This is a genomic window from Phycisphaerae bacterium (assembly GCA_018003015.1).
In the GTDB taxonomy this organism is placed as follows: domain Bacteria; phylum Planctomycetota; class Phycisphaerae; order UBA1845; family PWPN01; genus JAGNEZ01.
Genome location: JAGNEZ010000016.1, coordinates 13328 through 31570, shown reverse-complemented (window position 1 = coordinate 31570; position 18243 = coordinate 13328). Strand labels below are relative to the sequence as shown.

Below are 18243 nucleotides of genomic sequence, written 5' to 3'. Positions count from 1 at the left end.
GGGCATCTTAGAGCCGCCTCCGGGGCTTTGCAAACCAGCCCCGGCGGTATTGACGCCGCGGGATCGATGCCGTACATTCCCTTGCTGTTCGTCAGGGGCTGAGCCACAATCCTTTGTCGCTGCGTGGTTAAGGGCCACCGGCGCATGGTAGGCCCTGCCCGGCATTCCATGGCGATCCGCGGTTGCCGGCGGCTCGCGCAGAAGGAGGTTGATGCGTGCGGCTTTCCGTGACCGGGCGGCATGTCGATATCACCGACCCAATGAGACAATATGCCGAGGACAAGGCCTCGAAGTTGGCCCGCTTCTTCGACCGCATCGACCGTATCGATATCATCATTGATCGGGAGCAGATCCAGCATAGCGTCGAAGTCGTTATCCACACCGATCACAAGCAGTCCTTTGTGGGCCAGGTCGCGGCAGGTGACTTCTTCGAGGCAATCGACTTGGTCATCGACAAACTCAGCCAGCAGCTGCGAAAGCACAAAGATAAGCTCCGACACCGGAGACGTTCCGTGAAACCAGGTACGAAAATGACCGAAGATGAGGTGACGGAGCAGGCAAGCTGACGCTGAAAGGCGCGACCCCAGAGAAGTTGGGCCGACAGGTGCTAAACCATGAAGCTAACTGATTTTATCGTGACGGACGCCGTCATTCCCGACCTTCAGGCTACCGACCGGAACGGCGTGATCCGGGAAATGGTCAACGCCATCGCTTCATGCATCGGCCTGAGTGAGGACGAGGCGGCCGCCGTGAGCAAGGCCGTCATTCAGCGCGAGAACCAGGGCAGCACCGGCTTCGGCAAGGGTGTGGCCGTACCACACGTTCGCCACGCGGCCATCAAGGGCATCTCCGCCACGATCGCCCGATCGAGCGGCGGCGTGGACTTCGCCGCTCTGGATCGCGCTCCCGTGTACATCGTGGTGTTGCTGCTGAGTCCGCCCGATAACCCGGACCAGCATTTGGCGTCCATGGAGAACATTTTCCGCCATCTGCAACGCGATAATTTCCGGCGGTTCCTGCGGCAGGCGTCAACCAAGGAAGAGATCGTGGACCTGATCAAGGAGGCGGACGAGCTTCCCGCCGGATGATCTCGATGGCTGTGATCGCGGGGGCTCCCCCATGATCGGGCACCCCGCTCGTCAACGGGATATCGATGGTCTCCAGGTAAGTAGCCGAGATCACTTTGGCAGAAGTCTCCCGGGTTGTGATCATCCCCAATGACCAGGGTTTGCACGCGCGACCCGTGATGAGGTTCGTGGATATCGCCCGGCAGTTCCAATCTCGAGTGGTCGTGAAGAAGGGCACCTGCCAGGTCGATGGAAAAAACCCGATGGAGATGATGCTCCTGGAAGCCACGAAAGGCACCAGACTGGAGCTGCTCGCGGACGGTGAGGACGCCGACGGGGCCCTCGGAGCCTTGGCGGCACTCATCGAAGGCGGCTTCGGCGAAATGTGAGTCGGCATGGAGATCAAGAAAGGCATCCCTGTCTCGCCCGGCGTTGCGATCGCGACCGCGGTCACGCTCGGCGCCGAGGAATACCGGATATCCCACGAGCCCGTGGCCCCGGAACAGGTTGCCCGCGAACTGGATCGCCTCAACGCCGCTTTCGAGGCCTCCCTCGCCGAACTCAGCAGCCTGCGGCAGACCACCGCCCACCAGGTCGGCCAGGACATCGCCGCCATCTTCGACTTCCACTACGGCGTCATGAGCCAGGGACGGCTCCGCGAGCAGATGGCCGCCCTCCTGACCTCCCACCGCTATACCGCCGAGTACAGCGTTCGGGAAATCATGCGCGACTACCAGCGGCGGTTCCTCAACATGGAGGACGAACTGCTTCGGGAACGGGTCCGCGATATCCGCGATATCGAACGTAGGCTGCTGCGGCACCTGTGCGGCGGGTCCGGGGAAGACCTCGCCCACCTCCAGGATCAGGTCATCCTCGTGGCCCACGATCTGACCCCGTCCCAAGGGGCAAACCTCAGCCGGACCAAGGTCCTTGCCCTGGCGATGGACACCGGCGGCCTGACCTCCCATACCGCCATCGTCGTGCGGTCCATGGGCATTCCCGCGGTCATGGGTCTCAAGGACATCTCTCAGGCCGTCGGCGACGGGGACACCGTGATCCTCGACGGCACCAAGGGCCTGGCCATCATCCGACCCGACCCGGCGATGGTCGAAGAGTACCGCCGCGAAGAACAGCGAATGAGGGAGGTGGCGGTCGGCCTCGTCGAACTGCGCGACAAGCCCGCAGTGACAATCGACGGAACCCGGATCTCGCTGGTCGCTAATATCGAGTTCCCCTACGAGGCCGCCCTCTGTCTCGAAAAAGGGGCCGAAGGCGTCGGCCTCTACCGGACCGAGTTCCTCTACCTGCGAAGCGAAACCGAACCCACCGAGCAGGAGCATTGCGAGGCCTACTACTCCGTGGTCCGGGCTATGAAGGGGCGGCCAATCATCATCCGCACCCTCGACCTCGGCGCCGATAAGTACACCCGCCAGCAGGCCACCGAGCCGGAACGCAACCCGTTCCTCGGTCTCCGATCCATCCGCTATTGCCTCCAGAACCTCGACCTGTTCAAGATCCAGTTGCGGGCCATCCTGCGGGCGTCGGCCGAGGGCGACGTCCGGATCATGTTCCCCCTGATCTCGGGCTTGATGGAACTCCGGCAGGGCAAAATGGCCCTGGGCGACGCGATGGAAGACCTCGAGGAAATGGGCGTGCCATTCCGCCGTGATATCCCCGTCGGTATCATGGTGGAAACACCGGGGGCAGCCATTCAGATTCGCGAGTTTATGCGCGAGGTGGATTTCCTCAGCATCGGGTCGAACGATCTGATCCAGTATACCCTGGCCGTGGACCGCAACAACGAGCGGGTGGCCCCCTTGTACACCGCTTCACACCCGGCCGTGCTCCACACCCTGAGAGAGGTCATCCAGAAGGCAAACCGAGCCGGCGTGCCGTGCAGCCTGTGCGGGGAAATGGCCGGCGAACCGCTGTACACCCTGTTCCTGATCGGAATCGGGCTGCGGCAGTTCTCCATGGCCTCCAACGATATCCCGGAGATCAAGAGAATCATCCGCTCGACAACCGTCGCCCGCGCCGAGCGGATCGCGCGCAAGGCGCTGTCCTACGAGACTGACCGACTCGTAAGCAACTACCTACGCGACGAGGTGCGCAAAGTCGCACCTGAAAGCCTCTAGTGAGTGGGAGAGTGATGAACGACACGCCGCGGTGACGCGGCACTCGGTCAGACAAATGGGCCATATCCGCCGTATGCGGGTGTGGCATGACGAATCACTAACGGTATTCATGAAGGAAACAGGAGCTCATTGCGGTATAAGGTGGCCATTCGCTTTGCGATCGAGGGCGACCTGAGGTTCATTTCGCACCGTGACACGATGCGGCTCTTCGAGCGGGCCCTGGCCAGAAGCCGGGTGCCGGTGAAGTTCTCTGGAGGGTTCAATCCGAAACCGAGAGTGTCGCTGCCGCTGCCCCGCTCCGTGGGGATCGCCAGCGACGCGGACTTGGCAGTGTTTGAACTCTCGGAACCGATGGACGCCCAGGACGTGCGACAACGGCTCGAGCCCCAGATGCCCGAGGGCCTCGGACTTCGGGAAGCTTGGCCGGTGGCGTCGGACGGAACAGTCCAGCCCTGCGAGGTGGAGTACTCAGTCGATCTGTCCGCCGAGTCGGCAATCCGCGCGGCCGCCCAGGCGGCGGCCCTCATGGCCGAACACCACTGGTGCATCGAACGCGATTCGAATGGCGGCAAAGCCGGTAGGAGAATCGATCTTCGTGCCCTGCTGGTCGAGGTCGGCGTGGACGGTAACACCCTCCACTGGAAAGTCCGGGTGGACCCGAAGGGCGGTGCCCGTCCCGCGGAAATCCTCACGGCCTTGGGGCTCGACGCCGCGTCCTGGCTGCACCGGGTCAGACGGACGCGGGTGGCGTGGATGGACCGAGACCGACTCCAGTCCGGAGCATCGGAACCGTCCTCCGACGAGGCCGACCGTCCGCTGGCTTGAAACGGCCAACCTGACAACCGCTGCTCCGACGTGGAACTTACGAGAGCAGGTAGTTTATGACCCAATCCAGTTCGAAAGAAACCAGCAAGAAAACCAAGTCCAGTCGTCCCCGACGCACAGCGAAGCCGGGCCGGAATGCCAACGCGCCGCTGGCGACGCAGGCCCCTCCCCAGGTGCCAACACCTCAGGCCCCAGAACCGGCCCGCACCGCCGGCAACGTCGATGACTTCGGCTTCGGCCTCCACGATATGGAGGTGGAACCGGCACCAACGGTCCTGAAGACGACTAAGTCGAAAGACGACATCGAGCCCCAGCCGGAGCCAGGGAACACCACGACGGAAACCAAGCCGACGGCCAAACGGCAACGCCGAACGCGCACTCGGCGCAAGACGGAACCACAGGCCCAGGCTCCCGCCGCAGAATCGCCTCCAACTCCCGCCGTCGAGCCCATACCTCAAGCCGAGCCGCCACCGACCCCGCTCGGTGGATTCGACACCCCACCCCCGAAACCGGCCGTCGTTCCCCAAGGCGACGCGGCGGGTAACGGCGATATCGCAGCCTTCGAGGAACGCGAGCAGATCTGGGAGCCGCTGCAGGCCGAGCCGGGAACCGCCAGGCTGTCACCCGAGAGCTCGGATCGCCAAGGTGAGAACGATGGGCAAGCCGGCCAGCTGCGCGAAGGTCGCCGGCGAAGACGTCGTCGACGTGGCCGGCGAGGAGGAGATCGCGAGGCCGGCCAGAACGCCAATGGCACCCCCGGCGGCGGCGATGGCAGGGGTGGCAAGAGCGCCATACAACAAACCCATCGGTCCGGACAGGCACACACCCCGCACACCGTGCCCGCGCCGGAACACCGAGACCATGGCGGCCGGCCAGCCCCCACCCACGATCAGAGACCTCGTGACGGGCGATCCGCGCCCGGCCACGACCACCGGGGCCGCGATGCCCACGCGCCATCGAAACATGAGGGACGGCCTCGCGAGGATCGGTTGCCGATAGGCCACGACCAGCGGGAGAAAAACCATCGGCTCGATCAGCCGGCTACACCCCCGGCACCGTCGCGCGAGGGCAAAGCCCACACCCTCCGAGCCATCAAGCCCGACGAACGGGCTATGCTCATCAATGTGGCGGAAGGCGAGGAATGCCGCATCGCCATCGTTCATCAGAACCGCCTGGAAGAGCTGTTTATCGAGCGAGACAGCTCCGCCTCGCATGTGGGCAATATCTATAAGGGACGAGTCACCAACGTCGAGCCTAGCATTCAGGCCGCGTTCATCGATTTCGGACTGCCCAAAAACGGCTTCCTCCACATCAGCGATCTGCAGCCGCAGTATTTCCCCGACGGCATGAGGGGCATTGAGGACATCGGCCGCAAGACACCGCGCCGCGATCGGCCGCCGATTCAGAAGTGCCTGCGCCGCGGCCAAGAGGTTATCGTCCAGATCATCAAGGAAGGCATCGGTACCAAAGGCCCGACGCTGACAACCTACGTCTCCATTCCCGGCCGGTACCTGGTCATGATGCCAGGTATGAACCGATTGGGTGTCTCCCGCCGGATTGAGGACGAGGAAGCCCGCCGGAAAATGCGACGGCTGCTGGATGAGCTCGATCTGCCCAAGGACATGGGCTTCATCCTCCGCACCGCCGGACAGGACCAGACCAAGCGCGAGCTGCAGCGCGACCTCACCTACCTCCAGCGGCTCTGGAACGTGGTCGCCCGACGGGTCAAGAGCGACCGGGCGCCGTGCGAACTCTACCAGGAATCCGATCTGGTGATCCGCACCATCCGCGACGTCTATTCGTCGGAATTCAACCGGGTGATTGTCGACTGCACAAAAACCGCCCAGAAGGTGCGGGACTTCCTCTCGATCGCCATGCCCCGTGGCGGCTCCGAGGTCGAAGAGTACTCCGGCCACGAACCTCTGTTTCACCGATTCAGTATCGAGCAGGAGATCGAGCGGCTCTACTCCCGCGTCGTTCCGCTGCCATCCGGCGGATCGCTTATCATCGACTCAACCGAGGCCTTGGTTGCCATCGACGTCAACAGCGGGCGGTTCCGGGATCACGACGATGCCGAAGAGACCGCATTCCGCACCAATATGGAAGCAGCCGACGAGATCGCCCGACACCTGCGGCTGCGCGATCTGGGCGGCCTCATCCTCTGCGACTTCATCGATATGCGGACAGACAAGCATCGCCGCGAGGTGGAGCGGTGCCTCCGAGACGCACTCAAGAAGCACAAGGAGCGAGCCAAGTGCCTCCGCATGAGCCAGTTCGGCATCATCGAGATCACCCGCCAGCGCATGCGCCCGTCAATCAAGAAGAGCATCTACCAGGATTGCCCGCATTGCCATGGCACCGGACTGATCAAGAACGCCGAGTCTATGACGCTTGACGTCATCCGCCTGCTGGCGGTCGCGACACACCACGAGCAGGTGGAGAGAGTCTCGGTCCGCGTCCCGCCGTCGGTCGCGTTCCACCTGCAGAACCACAAACGGGCCAAGATCTTCGCGATGGAACAGGACACCGGCATCCGCATCACCATCCACGGGGATAGCCACCTGGGCCCCGATCAGTACCTCTTCGAGTGCCTGGATCAGCGCGGCGGCGTCGTTCGCGTGATCGACGTGCCCGAGGCCCCCAGTCGTCAACGCGACGTCCACGGCAAACGCTCGCGACCGGCCGAGCCGGAACGGAACGATGACGATAGCCGATTCGAGGAAATGGTCGACTGAACATGCCTGCCGCCCGACGGCATGTCCGGCGGTTGCCACTCAAACCGGTTGGTGTCTGCTCGGGTGAGGCCGCGACAGCTTGAGAAAACGCCCTCGGGGTGCCTTCCATCCCGCTGTTCCGGGCCGCTCAGCGGCCGAATCCGCTGATAACCGATTTCACCAGCGCGTCGCTGATCTGCGTGGGCAACTGCAGGCTGCTGAACGTGCCGCTGACGTACGTGAACACGCCGACTTTGAACGAATCCCTCAACTGATCACCGCAGCCGGCGCTGGTCAGCAGGAGCAACCCGGCCAGCACGGAAGACAAGACAAACCTGAGCTTCATCACGAGTCTCTCCAGCAGAACCCACGAGAGCACCCGGCCAACCTGCCCGAATGCCAGATGCCCACGCCTGGGTCCGTAACCGCATTATAGGCCCACGACCGTTGCGTAGGGAAGAGGCGCCGTCCGGGCGAGGCGGCACCGCCGGCAGAACCGACCATCCTGGTCAGCGGCGAAAGGAACCCGCTTCCTATCTCCGCAGCTTGCAGATGTAAGCACTCCATCGCTGGAGCAACGTCTCGTCGAGCGGTCCAAAGTGCCGCTCGAACAACGCAAGTTCCTGCTCCGCCGAGAAACGCTGGCCGGGTCTCCGGTCGCTCACGGCCCGCAGGAACGCCCCCAGCTGATCGGTGCGAGTCCGGTGAAGGTAATGCAGAAACGCCCAGGTGACAGCATAGTGGACCGCTCCCTGGCCGTCATGCTGCTGGTAGAGACCCGGGCGCGTGATCAGGTCGCGAGGCGAAGCGATTCGGCCCGCAACAATGGCGTTGCGCACATCCTCGGCCGTGACTCGGCCGAACTCGCGATCACCCGACACCGCGGCAAGGAAATCGTCAAGACGCATCCTGTTGATCGCCGCAATGCCCACGCCCTCCGAGCTGGGCGGAGTCTCAAACAGACAGGCCAGCCCTTCAACCAGCCACCGGGGATTGTCCGACCCGCGGCGGTGAAGACCAGCGTTGTAGAAGGTCTGGTGAGCCGTCTCGTGCTGGATGACCGTACGGTTGATCCGATCCGAGTAGTCGTCCACTTGGCCGGAGATCCTCTTCAGCTCTCGGCGAGCCTGGTTCAGCTCCCGGTTAGCCTGCTGCTTGTTGAGTCGCATTTGCCGGCCGTCGCTGAAGCTCAACTCCACCACGGTTCGATTGTCACGGATTCTGGCGATCGCCTTCGACAGCTGGTCCAGGTTCTGGCGCGATGCCACCAGGCTCGCGTGGAGCTGGACGAACTGCGGGTCATTGTGCACGTTCAGGAACGCGGAGCGGTTGCTGGACTCGCTGTAGACGCCGAATGTGCCCGGAGACGAGAAGGAAATGCGGGCCCCGTAACGGTCGTATTCCTCGCGGCGGTCGAAAAAGAACGCTTCAAGTCGCTGCTTGGGATACTCCACCTGAATCCTGTTGTGCTCGCAGAAACGGTAGATCGAAAGGTACGTGCGCTCGAACCGAGCGGTCAGTTCATCGGCTACCTCGGGGGGAACATTGTGAGCCACGACAAAATGCGCGGTCCGCTTGATGGCAAAGCCCGTCCCGGCATCGCGGAGCAAAGCAGCTTCCTGCTTCGCGTCGACCGGCAAGGAAGAGCTCGCCGCGGCGCTCGCGGGCTTGGCCGGCCCGGGCGGAGCCGAGAGAAGAGCGAGCAGCAGCGACAGGAGAGTGGCAAACTCCATGCTCTCGCATTATAGTCCATGCGGCGCTGTTTGTGGGAGTACTGCAGCAATGTCGAAACCAACGCAGAAAAGCTGGCAGGCGAGGTTCTCCGAATCCGCCCATTGCCTGACCGAGAGCTATGTCGAGAGCCTCTCCTTCGATCGGCGTCTGTGGCAGTATGACATCGCCGGGAGCGTGGCTCACGCCGAGATGCTCGCCGAGGTCGGCCTGATCACCAAGGCCGACTGCCAGGCGATCGTCCGGGGGATGAAGGAGATCGAGGCCGAAATCCGGGCGGATAGGTTCAAGTGGGACCCCGCCTGTGAGGATATCCATATGGCCGTCGAGGGAGCCCTGATCACCAAAGTCGGTGAGCCCGGCAAGCGGCTGCACACCGCAAGATCGCGTAACGATCAAGTGGCCCTCGATCTGCGACTGTACACCCGCGACGCAATCGATCTGGATATGCTGCCCCTGCTGAGAAGCGCTCAGACCGCACTGGTGGAAATGGCTGGCGGATGTGTCAACGCGGTCATGCCCTCATACACCCACCTGCAGCGGGCCCAGCCGGTCACCGCGGCAGCCTACTTGCTGGCCTATGTGGAACAGCTCGATCGCGACTTCGACCGGTTCACCGACGCTCGAAAACGGGCCAACGTCTGCCCGCTCGGCTCCGGGGCGCTGGCCGGCTCAACCCTGCCAATCGATCGGCACGCGGTGGCCCGGCGACTCGGCTTCGCCGCGATCACACGAAACAGCATCGACGCCACCGGCGATCGAGACTTCATCACCGAGTTCCTGGCGGCGGCCGCCATCTGCGCCGGCCACCTGTCACGGCTCGCCGAAGACTGGGTCCTGTACTCCTCCCAGGAGTTCCAGTTCATTCGGATCGCGGATGCATTCTGTACCGGCTCGTCCATGATGCCCCAGAAGCGGAACCCCGACGTCATGGAACTGGTCCGCGGCAAGGTGGCACGCGTGTACGCCGCCTTGCTCGGTATCCTCACCCTGACCAAGGGACTGCCCCAGGCCTATAACCGCGATCTTCAGGAGGATAAAATCTACCTGTTCGGCGCTCACGATACACTCAAGGCATCGCTGGAGATCGTGGCCGAAGTCGTTCGTCACGCCCGCTTCAACCTCGATCGGCTTGCCCAGGCCACGCAACGAGGCTTCCTGGATGCGACCAATCTGGCCGAGTACTTGGTCGCTAAGGGCGTCCCCTTCCGACAGGCCCACCAGTACGTCGGCCGGCTGGTCGCCCAGGCCGAGGACCATAACCGCGAACTGGCCGAACTCTCATTGGACGACTTCAAGACCGTATGCGACCGGATCGGCCAGGACGTCTACGACTACCTCGGGGCGACCAATGTCGTCAACCGGTACAGGAGCGAGGGTAACGCCGGGCCGGCTTCCGCAGCCGAGCAGATCCGCTACTGGCAACAACGCCTGGGCGGCAGCCGGTAGCGGCCGCTATACCCTCGGAACCTTCAACCGATCGATGCGGGCGATGATGTCGTCGATTTCCTCAGGATAACGGAAACCGATGGTGAAGCCGGTCAGGTAGCTCTGCCTCAGCCCAAACTCGAGCGAGCGGTCGATTCGGTCGCCCTTGAACTGCCCCTCGCCGAGAATCTTCATGCCATACACGACCTTGCCGTTCTTGTGCATCTCCTCCAAAACCCCGGTCACTATGGGGACCTCATCGGCCTTGCGGATGTCCATGATCACTGCGTAGGGATTGACCCGCGCAAGCTGGATATCCACCCAGGGACTGGCCGCCGAAGCCTTCAGCGCATCCAGTGAGTGGCACGAGCAGCCGACCAGCCTTACATGACCCCTTCGCTTGGCCTCGCTGAGCGCATCCATGGGACCTTGCAGCTTCTCCGGCCAGCGCCCGTCCGTCAGGCAGTGCAGCAAAACGATGTCGATGTAGTCGGTGTCCAACTCCTTGCGAAACCGCTCGATGTCGGCCTTCGCTGTGGCCGCATCCCTGGCCAGTGTCTTGGTGTTGATGACCACTCGGTCCCGCTCTATCTCCTTGAGGGCGGTGCCCATGTAGGGGTGGATCTTGTACATGTCGGCCGTGTCCCACCAGCAGATGCCCCGATCCAGACCATGGCGAAGCAGCCTGACGATCGCCGCAGCGCCAAGCTCACGCTGCATGAGGATCTTCGTCCCCGTTCCCAACGCCAGACGCGATGCCTTCAGGCCTGTCTTGCCCAGCCGGACAGTATCCGAGGCTCGAAGGAAACCGGGCGAATTCGCCGGTGCAGCTGCGTCAGTCAGAAGGGCTTGGACGCTGCCGGTCAGAGCCGCGCCCGCTGCGGCCGTCGCTGCACCCAGAAACTCGCGTCGGTCAATCGCTCTCATGTGCGGACCTTCCCGAAGCTCAATCCACAGGCCCGTGCCGCCAGGCACCAGCCCGATAGGCAAGGACCATCCAGCGGCCTATTTTATCGGAGCATGATAGGAAAGCGAACAGGTCCCCTTCAGCGCAAAAGAACCCCCACGCCCGATAAGAAAGAGGGCAATAATACCGGTCCTCTTCGTCCTGGATTCACGAGAGGGCTAAGTCAGGTCGGCTTACCGGACGGACGATAACTCATGGGGAATGTAGATGATGGCAGCGTTTCCACGAACGTACCGAATCGTCCGCTCAGGGCAGGTTCAAACGGCAACGGTGCACGATGCCGATGAACTGTTCACCTTGCGCGCCGAGCTTGAGCTGACGTTGCGATTCGGCGCCGGGGCCAACGAACGCGTCCTCCAGGCACTCGATGAACGCATGAGCCGCTTGCACGCCGAGGGCACGGGCGACGTAGGATCGGCCATCGTCCAGCTCGCCGACATGCGGTCGATCCTGGTCGACGGCATGGCTCCGGCTAACTTGATGGCGGCTCGCCAGATAGACGCGGATTTCCCAACTCTCACTGGGGCTTTGGACATGGACGAGATCAAGAACGAGAGCGATCAGTTTCATCAGGATGTGGCCGCGGAAATCTCGGTCTCCGGAGTGCCCGACGCGGATGCACTGGCCGAGGCCTTCGCCGAGGCAACCGCCGATGCGGGGGATCACGCGGACCTGCCTGCCGAGCAAGACGAGGTTGGGCCCCAGCCCCTGGAGGGTGTCTCCATGGAGCCGTTGCCTATGAGCGTACCCGACGCCGCATCCCCGGCCGAGACCGCTGCCCAGGCAGCCGAGACAAACCTCGCGGCCGCCGAAGATCTCCTTGCCCAGATCGAGGCCGGACAGGACTTGCTCGCCGCGGTGGCTGAATCAGCAACGTCCCAGGGAGAACCGACGGCGCCTGCAACGGAGAATCCCCCCGATGCGGCGTCCGCCCAGTCCGCGAAAACGACAGCCAGCGCATTCAGCGATGTCCAGGATGAACTCGCCGCCTTGTCCGAGTCCCTGTCCACAACCGCCGACGAACTTGGCGCACTGACCTCCAGCGTGGCCGCTACCGTCGGTGTGCCTGACATGACGGCCGCTGCCGACGCAGACCTTGCAGCCGCCATGGCCGACATGATGACGCCTTTGGCCGACACTCCCGAACCGATAACCGAGTCCGTCGCCGCTCCTGTCGTCGATACCCCAGCTGGCGATCCGATTCCCGGTTCTGAAACCTCGGAAGCTGCAGTGGATGCGGCCCTGGACGCTACCCTTGCTGAGGCCCTGAACGCGAGCTCGGAAACGGGCGGGAAACCTGCCGCGGACCTCTCCCCAGCCGTTGAAGAGATCTCCGCCCCGATCACCTCTGCCACAACCCAGAATGCGCCGACCCAGGAATCAATCACAGGTCCATCTTCGGATCCTGGCACGCAGACTGCAGAAACGGCACCTGCTCAGGGCGATGCACTGGCCGATCTGCTCGAATCGATGGGCACAAGCGAAGAGGACCCTGTCCAAGCGCAGGCATTTGCCGCACTCCTGCAGGAGCCTGCGCCTGCACCAGACGCCGGCATGGCCGCAATGGCGGCGGAAACCGCTTCCCTGACAAGTGCAACCGGGCCCGCGCTCACCCCTGAGGTGCCCCAGGCTGCCGTCACCGCGGAACAGCTCCCGGCCTCACCGGCTGCCGCGACCTCGCAACGGGAGGCTCCTGCTTCCCAAGGCAACACCCCGCAGAGCCGCTGCCTAGCCCAAACCGAGCCTCACATGACCGTCTCGCCCGGCCAGCTCGCAACACCGCAGGCCTCACCAGCCGGAAAGGATGCTGCGCCGGCACCGGCCCCTGCCCACGCCGAGGGAGTCGACGCCGATAACTTCCGCTGCCAGTTGGACGAGGTGAAAAACACCTTGGTATCGCAGATCGATCGCCTCGGCAACCTGTTCGAGAACGTCGCTCGCATCCATGAACAATCGCAGCAGACCCTCGCCAAGACACTCGAGCTGAAGCAGGCCACGGATCAGGCCTTCGACGCGTCTCGCCATTTCGCCGACGCCTTCGCTCAGGCCGAACTGGCTCGCACCGCCTGCCAGCAGGCCGAAGCTCAGGTCACTGCGGCCCGCTTGCGGTGGGAAACCGCTCAGCAGAATGTGGCCGCGGCCGCCCGGGGCGTTACCTTGCCGCCCAAAGCACCCAAGCGATCATCGCGCAAACGTGCATCCGGGGGCTGAGACCGTACCACTCAGAACGTCAAACCTCCACCCTCCTCTTGGCCTGCTTAGCATGACCGGCCGCCCGCTGCCGCAACCGTGTGGCTACTGCCCGACTCCCGTCGAAACGAACGTGTACGTGCCCGAGCCCAACTCGCAAGCAAGCACGCCGTTCTCCATGCGGACCGCCTTGATCCCCCTGGCTCGGCCCACCGGCTCGCCGCTCTCCGTGACCCCGCTCTCTACAGCCGCCGGCAGGTAGAGACTGGCCGTGGTGTTCGCCGGCACCGTGACCTTCAGGGTCAACGTGCCGCCGTCCAGCTTCCACTCGCTGGCAATCCTGCCGGAGATGGAATCGTAGCTGCCTTTCGCCCAGGCCAGGCCTCCGCCGGGGACCGGGCGGAGCTCAAAGTGGCGATAGCCGGGGTGACTCTCGTCAGGATGAATGCCCAAAATCGTGCGGTACATCCACTCGCCCACCGAGCCGATCGCGTAGTGGCAAAAGGAGTTCATGCCAGCGTTCTGAAATCCGCGGCCCTCGACGTAGCCGTCCCATCGTTCCCAGATCGTGGTGGCCCCTTGCTCGATGGTGTAACCCCACGACGGAATCGTGCGATTGTTGATCAACATGTAGGCGACATCGTTCCGCCCGGCCCGGGTCAGCTCGTTCATGAGCATGATCGAGGTGTGGAAGCCAGTGGAAATGTGGTCCTTGTAGGCCTTGACCCGCTCGATCATGTAACCGACGGCCGCTGCACGCTTGTCTTCCGGTAGGAGACCCAGGTTGAGAGCCAGAGCATACGACGACTGCGTGTTGCCGGCAATCCGGCCATCCTCCTTCACGTAGGCCTTGATGAACGCTGTGCGAATGTCCTCGGCCAGCTTCGCGTATCTCGCGGCTTCCTCCGTCTTGCCAATGACGGTGGCCATCTTCGCGACGATCGCGGCCGACTGCTGGAAGAAGGCGGTCGCAAACGTCTCCTTCGGCACCTCGCTCCCACCCTTCGGGAAACCAAACTTCGCCAGATCCAGGGTGTCGCCGTTCAGCCAGTCGCCGTAATCGTTGTGCCGCTTGCTCTTCCACAGCAGGTCAGGATTGTTCGAGTGGATCCAGTCCACCCAGCGACGAGCGGAGTCGAAATGCTCGGCCAGGATACGCTTGTCCCCGTAATTCACATACATGCGCCAGGGCACGACCACACCACAGTCACCCCAGGCGGGAACACCGGAAAACCGGGCGTCAGGATCGAACGGGTGGGGGGCAAAATCCGGGTATCGCCCGTCCTTCGCCTGGGCGTCCCGAATGTCCGCCGACCACTTGGTGAAGAAGCCGGCCATGTCCATCAGGTAACAGGCCGGCTGGGCAAAAACCAGCATGTCACCCATCCAGCCGAGTCGCTCATCACGCTGCGGACAGTCGGTCGGAACACTCGGCAGGTTGTCCCGAAGTGTCCACGTGATGTTGCTCATGAGCTTGTTCAGCAGGGGACTGGAACACTCGAACCGGCCGCTGACCGGCGGAGCGGAGTGAAACACACGAGCTTTGATCGAGACAAGAGCCTCCTTGGACGGCAGACCCGTGATTTCCACGTAGCGGAAGCCATGGTAGGTGAAACGCGGCTCGAATACGCCAGCACCGCCGCGCGAGGTGTATTGGTCCTCCTGCCGGGCGCCCAGATACTTGCCCCACTTGAGGTTCTTGTCACCCTCGTAAACCGCCATGCGGAGATTGTCGCGGTAGACGCTGCCGTCTTGGTTCAACACTTCGGCATGACGCAGCGTGATCGTCGTGCCAGCCGGGGCGTTGAACTCGGCACGGCAAAAGCCGGCCAAAACTTGACCGAAATCAACGACCCAGCGGCCGGGCTGAGACTCGGTGATCTTCACCGGCTCGAGCTCCTCCGTCACACGAACCGGCTCGTTGGGCTGGGCGACCAGCCGGGCGCCAATCCGATCCTGCACCTCAACCGGCTTCCACCCAGAGTCATCATAACCATCCTTGTCCCACCCAGGCATCTCCTTGCGGGCGTCGTAGACCTCCCCGTCCAGAATGCACGCCTTGATGATCGGACCTTCCGTCGTCGCCTTCCACGCGCCGTCGGTGATCACCGTCTCGCTGCTGCCGTCCTGATACTCGATCACGATCTGGGCAGCTAGGTGAAGCCTGCGGCCATAGAAGTTACGCAACGGACCAGCTGGGTCGACGTGCGAGATGCCGATCCGCCCGGCATACCAGCCATCGCCCAGCATGGCCCCGACAACGTTCCGGCCGCCTGTAAGCAGGGCGGTCACGTCGTAGGTCTGATACTGCACCCGCTTCTTGAAGTCCGTCCATTCTGGCGTCAGCAAGGCGTCGCCTACCCGCTGGCCGTTGATCCGCAGCTCATACAGACCCAGCGACGAAACCGTCACCAGGGCCTGCTTCATCGGCTTGCTCAACGAAAAAACCTTGCGGAACATGGGCGACGGCAGAGCGGGCGGAGGATCGCCTCCTTGCAGTACCCCCGGCGCGGAAATCCACTGCGCCTGCCACGCCGCCGGCTCCAGAGGTCCCATCCGCCATGAGCCCGCCTCGCTCCACGACGAAGGCAAGTCGCCATCCGTCCAAACCCGAACCTTCCAGAAAACCTGCTGACCCGATTTCAGCGTCGCGCCAGCGTAGACAATCTGGGCAGTGTCGCCGGATAATACCTTGCCACTGTCCCACAGCCCCCCCTTGTCACCGCCAAGCTCATCCTTCGCCCCGGCAACCAGAATCTGGTAGGCGGCCTGCCGCACCTCTCGTTCGTCGGACTCCAACACCCAGCTCAGACGCGGTTGGACCGCGTCGATCCCGAGCGGGTGGGTCAGATACTCGGTACGCAAGTGGGCGACCCTGACACCGGCCATGGCCGTGGCTCCTGAGATTAGCAGAAGAGTACCACAACAGGTCAACACCGCCTTCGATCGCATGGGCGTCCTCCTCGCTTCATGTGGACGAAAATCGTGCCGTCGCAGCCGCGTGTAGCCCACCACGTGGCTCGCATCTCCTGGCCTCGTCCAGTCTGCAGACTCTCACATCAGACTGAGGACGAGATGCGTTGCGACCGCCGGCCCCGTGACCGGCTGCCGGGAATGAACCATACCGAACTCGGACGGCCCTGTGAAGCGCCCGAAACGTGATCCGCCGACACTGCGGCCGCATCCCCTCTTCCAGATACGGTCCCCCGATTGCCCGACCCGACCGAGCCTGCCCTGGCTCCGTGCCCACCCAACTGACGACTAGAAGGGACCCCGAACATGCGGATGAGGAATCTGGCTGGTGAACAGCCGATGGAGGGATTCGAACCCTCAACCCCGGCTTTACGAAAGCCGTGCTCTACCGTTGAGCTACATCGGCACGGACCCGCGCCCGGCCGGCACCAACCCCCCCGCCAGCCGCGAGCAACGTAGATTACTTGGAACAATAGCCCCTGACAAGGCACAAAATAACCCCGTCCCTCCGTTTGACCGGAAGGACGGGGCCGTTGAAAGGGGACACGACAGCTTCCATATCATTTGTAGGATTCAAACCGAGGAAAGGCAAATCGCTGTGCAAATAATCACAACCGGCGTCGCATGACCTCTGCCTTCGGGCACACTAATGTAAGGCATTATTGAATATGTCGTTACGGCCGCATAAGTCCGCATACACGCTGGATAGCTCAGCCGGGCAACGGATGACCGCGGCACCGGGCGACGGCCCGAGCCCAATCGCCGGCTTCTCGGACCGGAGCACCATCAGGCCTGAGATAACCGCAGCACCCCTCCGTCGGGAGTCCGCCATAGTTCATCGTTCTTTCACAAGCCGTTCCTTCTTTGCCCCACATCGGAACGTACGCTGCGTTGTTCTCTTGTCAAAGCCTCTTCCCGCCGAAGCCCACAGGGAAAGACGGGAAGCCTGAAGCCGTGACAGTCGATCAACCTGGGGCCCAGGCGTACCCCGGGCCCGTCGAGGATGGAGGATACGAACGGATCCGAATGGTCGCGTAAAACTCGACGAACACATGGGTTACGGACTGCAGGTAGCAATTTGGGTTCGTTTGGCGCAAACAGCTTCTTGCCCGGCCAGAGGCCCACTCACCTCCTGCTGATCTTGAATCGCTCATCGTGTCTGACTGTTGCTCGCTGACTGCTCACCGAAGCCCGTGTCCTCGGTGTAGACTTGGCCACCAGCAGCGTTGCCCGAGCCGGTGGAGGGAGTTAAAATCCCCACGCCGCGCTCGTCGTTCGTGGATCCCCCGCGAGATCCAGCAACGTGCGTGCAGCAGGGTGTGCGTCCGGTTGTACACAGCGTGTCCGGCGCGCGTCGCAAGTGCTTAAATGGAGATGCGTTGCGCCCGTAGCTCAGTCGGATAGAGCAACGGATTTCTAATCCGTCGGTCGCAGGTTCGAGTCCTGCCGGGCGCGGTGGAGACAAACCGGGGATGCCAGGGGGAGGCAAAGGCGGCCACGCGCGGTGGAAGCAACCCATCATCAGAGGATGTCCTTTGGCTGAGTCCGCTGTTCAACGCTTCTATCGCCGCCAGGCCCCACTGTACGACTGGACGCGGTGGTTGTTCCTCCACGGTCGTTCGCGGGCCGTCGAGTTGCTGGGAGTTCCAGCCGACGGTTGGGCGTTGGATGTGGGTTGCGGGACAGGACTCAATTTCGGCCGCCTTCAGCAACGGCTTGATGCCCGGCGGGGCGGACGCATCATCGGCCTCGATCTGTCAGTGGATATGCTCCGGCGTGCAGGGCAACGAGTGACATCACACCGATGGAGCAACGTCGCACTGATAGCCGGCGACGCCAGCCGGATTCGCCTCATGCGGGCCTTTGACGCGATCCTCTTTGCGTATAGTCTGACCATGATCGCCAACTGGCAGGGAGCGATCGATCGGGCGTGGGAGCACTTGCGACCGGGGGGGCGGCTGGTCGTCCTGGACTTTGGAACCTTCGAGGGATGGGGGCCGGCGGGACGGGCGTTGCGAAACTGGATGCAGCTTCACCATGTGGAGCCGTGTCGCCCTTACGTGGCCAGGCTGGCGGAGTTGTCTCCCGGATTGCAGGTCGCCCAGCGGCTGGGTGGGTACTACTACACGGCAGTGGCAGTGAAGAGCGGGCCCTGAGACGCAACCCCCGTATCAGCCGTCCATGACCGGTAGTCGGCAAGAAGGAGACGGTCT

The 18243-nt window shown here is 63.1% G+C and carries 14 protein-coding genes and 2 tRNA genes; 10 read left to right on the top strand and 6 right to left on the bottom strand.

Annotated features, from left to right (window positions below; translation table 11 throughout):
- Positions 1–215 precede the first annotated feature (215 nt).
- The 5 genes from raiA to KA354_09395 all read left to right on the top strand — a co-directional run bounded on the left by raiA (position 216) and on the right by KA354_09395 (position 4027).
- Positions 216–566, top strand: a complete 351-nt coding sequence (gene raiA, locus KA354_09415; protein MBP7934848.1) for a ribosome-associated translation inhibitor RaiA — start codon at positions 216–218, stop codon at positions 564–566.
- A gap of 48 nt (positions 567–614) precedes the next feature.
- Positions 615–1088, top strand: coding sequence for a PTS sugar transporter subunit IIA (locus tag KA354_09410; GenBank protein MBP7934847.1), 474 nt, complete (start codon positions 615–617; stop codon positions 1086–1088).
- 140 nt (positions 1089–1228) lie between these two features.
- Positions 1229–1456 carry an HPr family phosphocarrier protein gene (locus KA354_09405; protein ID MBP7934846.1) on the top strand — a complete coding sequence of 76 codons (228 nt, stop codon included), beginning with the start codon at positions 1229–1231 and terminating at the stop codon, positions 1454–1456.
- A 6-nt stretch (positions 1457–1462) separates the two neighbouring features.
- Positions 1463–3202, top strand: coding sequence for a phosphoenolpyruvate--protein phosphotransferase (ptsP, locus tag KA354_09400; GenBank protein MBP7934845.1), 1740 nt, complete (start codon positions 1463–1465; stop codon positions 3200–3202).
- A 129-nt stretch (positions 3203–3331) separates the two neighbouring features.
- Positions 3332–4027 carry a TIGR03936 family radical SAM-associated protein gene (locus tag KA354_09395; GenBank protein ID MBP7934844.1) on the top strand — a complete coding sequence of 232 codons (696 nt, stop codon included), beginning with the start codon at positions 3332–3334 and terminating at the stop codon, positions 4025–4027.
- A gap of 620 nt (positions 4028–4647) precedes the next feature.
- Here the strand turns inward: KA354_09395 and KA354_09390 are convergent.
- The gene (locus KA354_09390) at positions 4648–4992 is read right to left on the bottom strand and encodes a hypothetical protein (GenBank protein ID MBP7934843.1); all 345 of its coding nucleotides are present in this window, start codon (positions 4990–4992) and stop codon (positions 4648–4650) included.
- A 24-nt stretch (positions 4993–5016) separates the two neighbouring features.
- Here KA354_09390 and KA354_09385 point away from each other — a divergent pair, with 24 nt between their 5' ends.
- Positions 5017–6762, top strand: coding sequence for an Rne/Rng family ribonuclease (locus KA354_09385; protein MBP7934842.1), 1746 nt, complete (start codon positions 5017–5019; stop codon positions 6760–6762).
- A gap of 127 nt (positions 6763–6889) precedes the next feature.
- Here KA354_09385 and KA354_09380 read toward each other — a convergent pair whose 3' ends face one another.
- Positions 6890–7087: a hypothetical protein gene (locus KA354_09380; GenBank protein ID MBP7934841.1), complete on the bottom strand. Its 198-nt coding sequence runs from the start codon at positions 7085–7087 to the stop codon at positions 6890–6892.
- Between the two features lie 187 nt (positions 7088–7274).
- Entirely contained in the window at positions 7275–8474 is a 1200-nt protein-coding gene (locus KA354_09375) for a DUF1570 domain-containing protein (protein ID MBP7934840.1), read from the bottom strand.
- Positions 8475–8523: 49 nt separating this feature from the next.
- On the opposite strand from KA354_09375, the gene argH reads away from it, so the two are divergent.
- On the top strand, positions 8524–9921 hold the full coding sequence (gene argH, locus KA354_09370; GenBank protein ID MBP7934839.1) for an argininosuccinate lyase: 1398 nt from the start codon (positions 8524–8526) through the stop codon (positions 9919–9921).
- Between the two features lie 6 nt (positions 9922–9927).
- On the opposite strand, the gene KA354_09365 is transcribed toward argH, so the two are convergent.
- Positions 9928–10827, bottom strand: a complete 900-nt coding sequence (locus KA354_09365; GenBank protein MBP7934838.1) for an aldo/keto reductase — start codon at positions 10825–10827, stop codon at positions 9928–9930.
- 247 nt (positions 10828–11074) lie between these two features.
- Between KA354_09365 and KA354_09360 the strand changes: the two genes are divergently transcribed.
- Complete coding sequence (locus KA354_09360) at positions 11075–13078, top strand: hypothetical protein (protein MBP7934837.1); 2004 nt, start codon at positions 11075–11077, stop codon at positions 13076–13078.
- Between the two features lie 84 nt (positions 13079–13162).
- Here the strand turns inward: KA354_09360 and KA354_09355 are convergent, their stop codons facing one another.
- Together KA354_09355 and KA354_09350 are read right to left on the bottom strand one after the other, a co-directional pair.
- Positions 13163–16009, bottom strand: a complete 2847-nt coding sequence (locus tag KA354_09355) for a glycoside hydrolase family 78 protein (protein ID MBP7934836.1) — start codon at positions 16007–16009, stop codon at positions 13163–13165.
- Between the two features lie 355 nt (positions 16010–16364).
- A tRNA-Thr gene (locus KA354_09350) sits at positions 16365–16436 on the bottom strand.
- A 975-nt stretch (positions 16437–17411) separates the two neighbouring features.
- On the opposite strand from KA354_09350, the gene KA354_09345 reads away from it, so the two are divergent.
- Both KA354_09345 and KA354_09340 read left to right on the top strand, forming a co-directional pair.
- Positions 17412–17485, top strand: a tRNA-Arg gene (locus KA354_09345).
- 80 nt (positions 17486–17565) lie between these two features.
- Positions 17566–18186 (top strand): methyltransferase domain-containing protein, encoded by a 621-nt coding sequence (locus tag KA354_09340; GenBank protein MBP7934835.1) that lies wholly within the window; start codon positions 17566–17568, stop codon positions 18184–18186.
- The last annotated feature ends 57 nt before the right edge of the window (positions 18187–18243 follow it).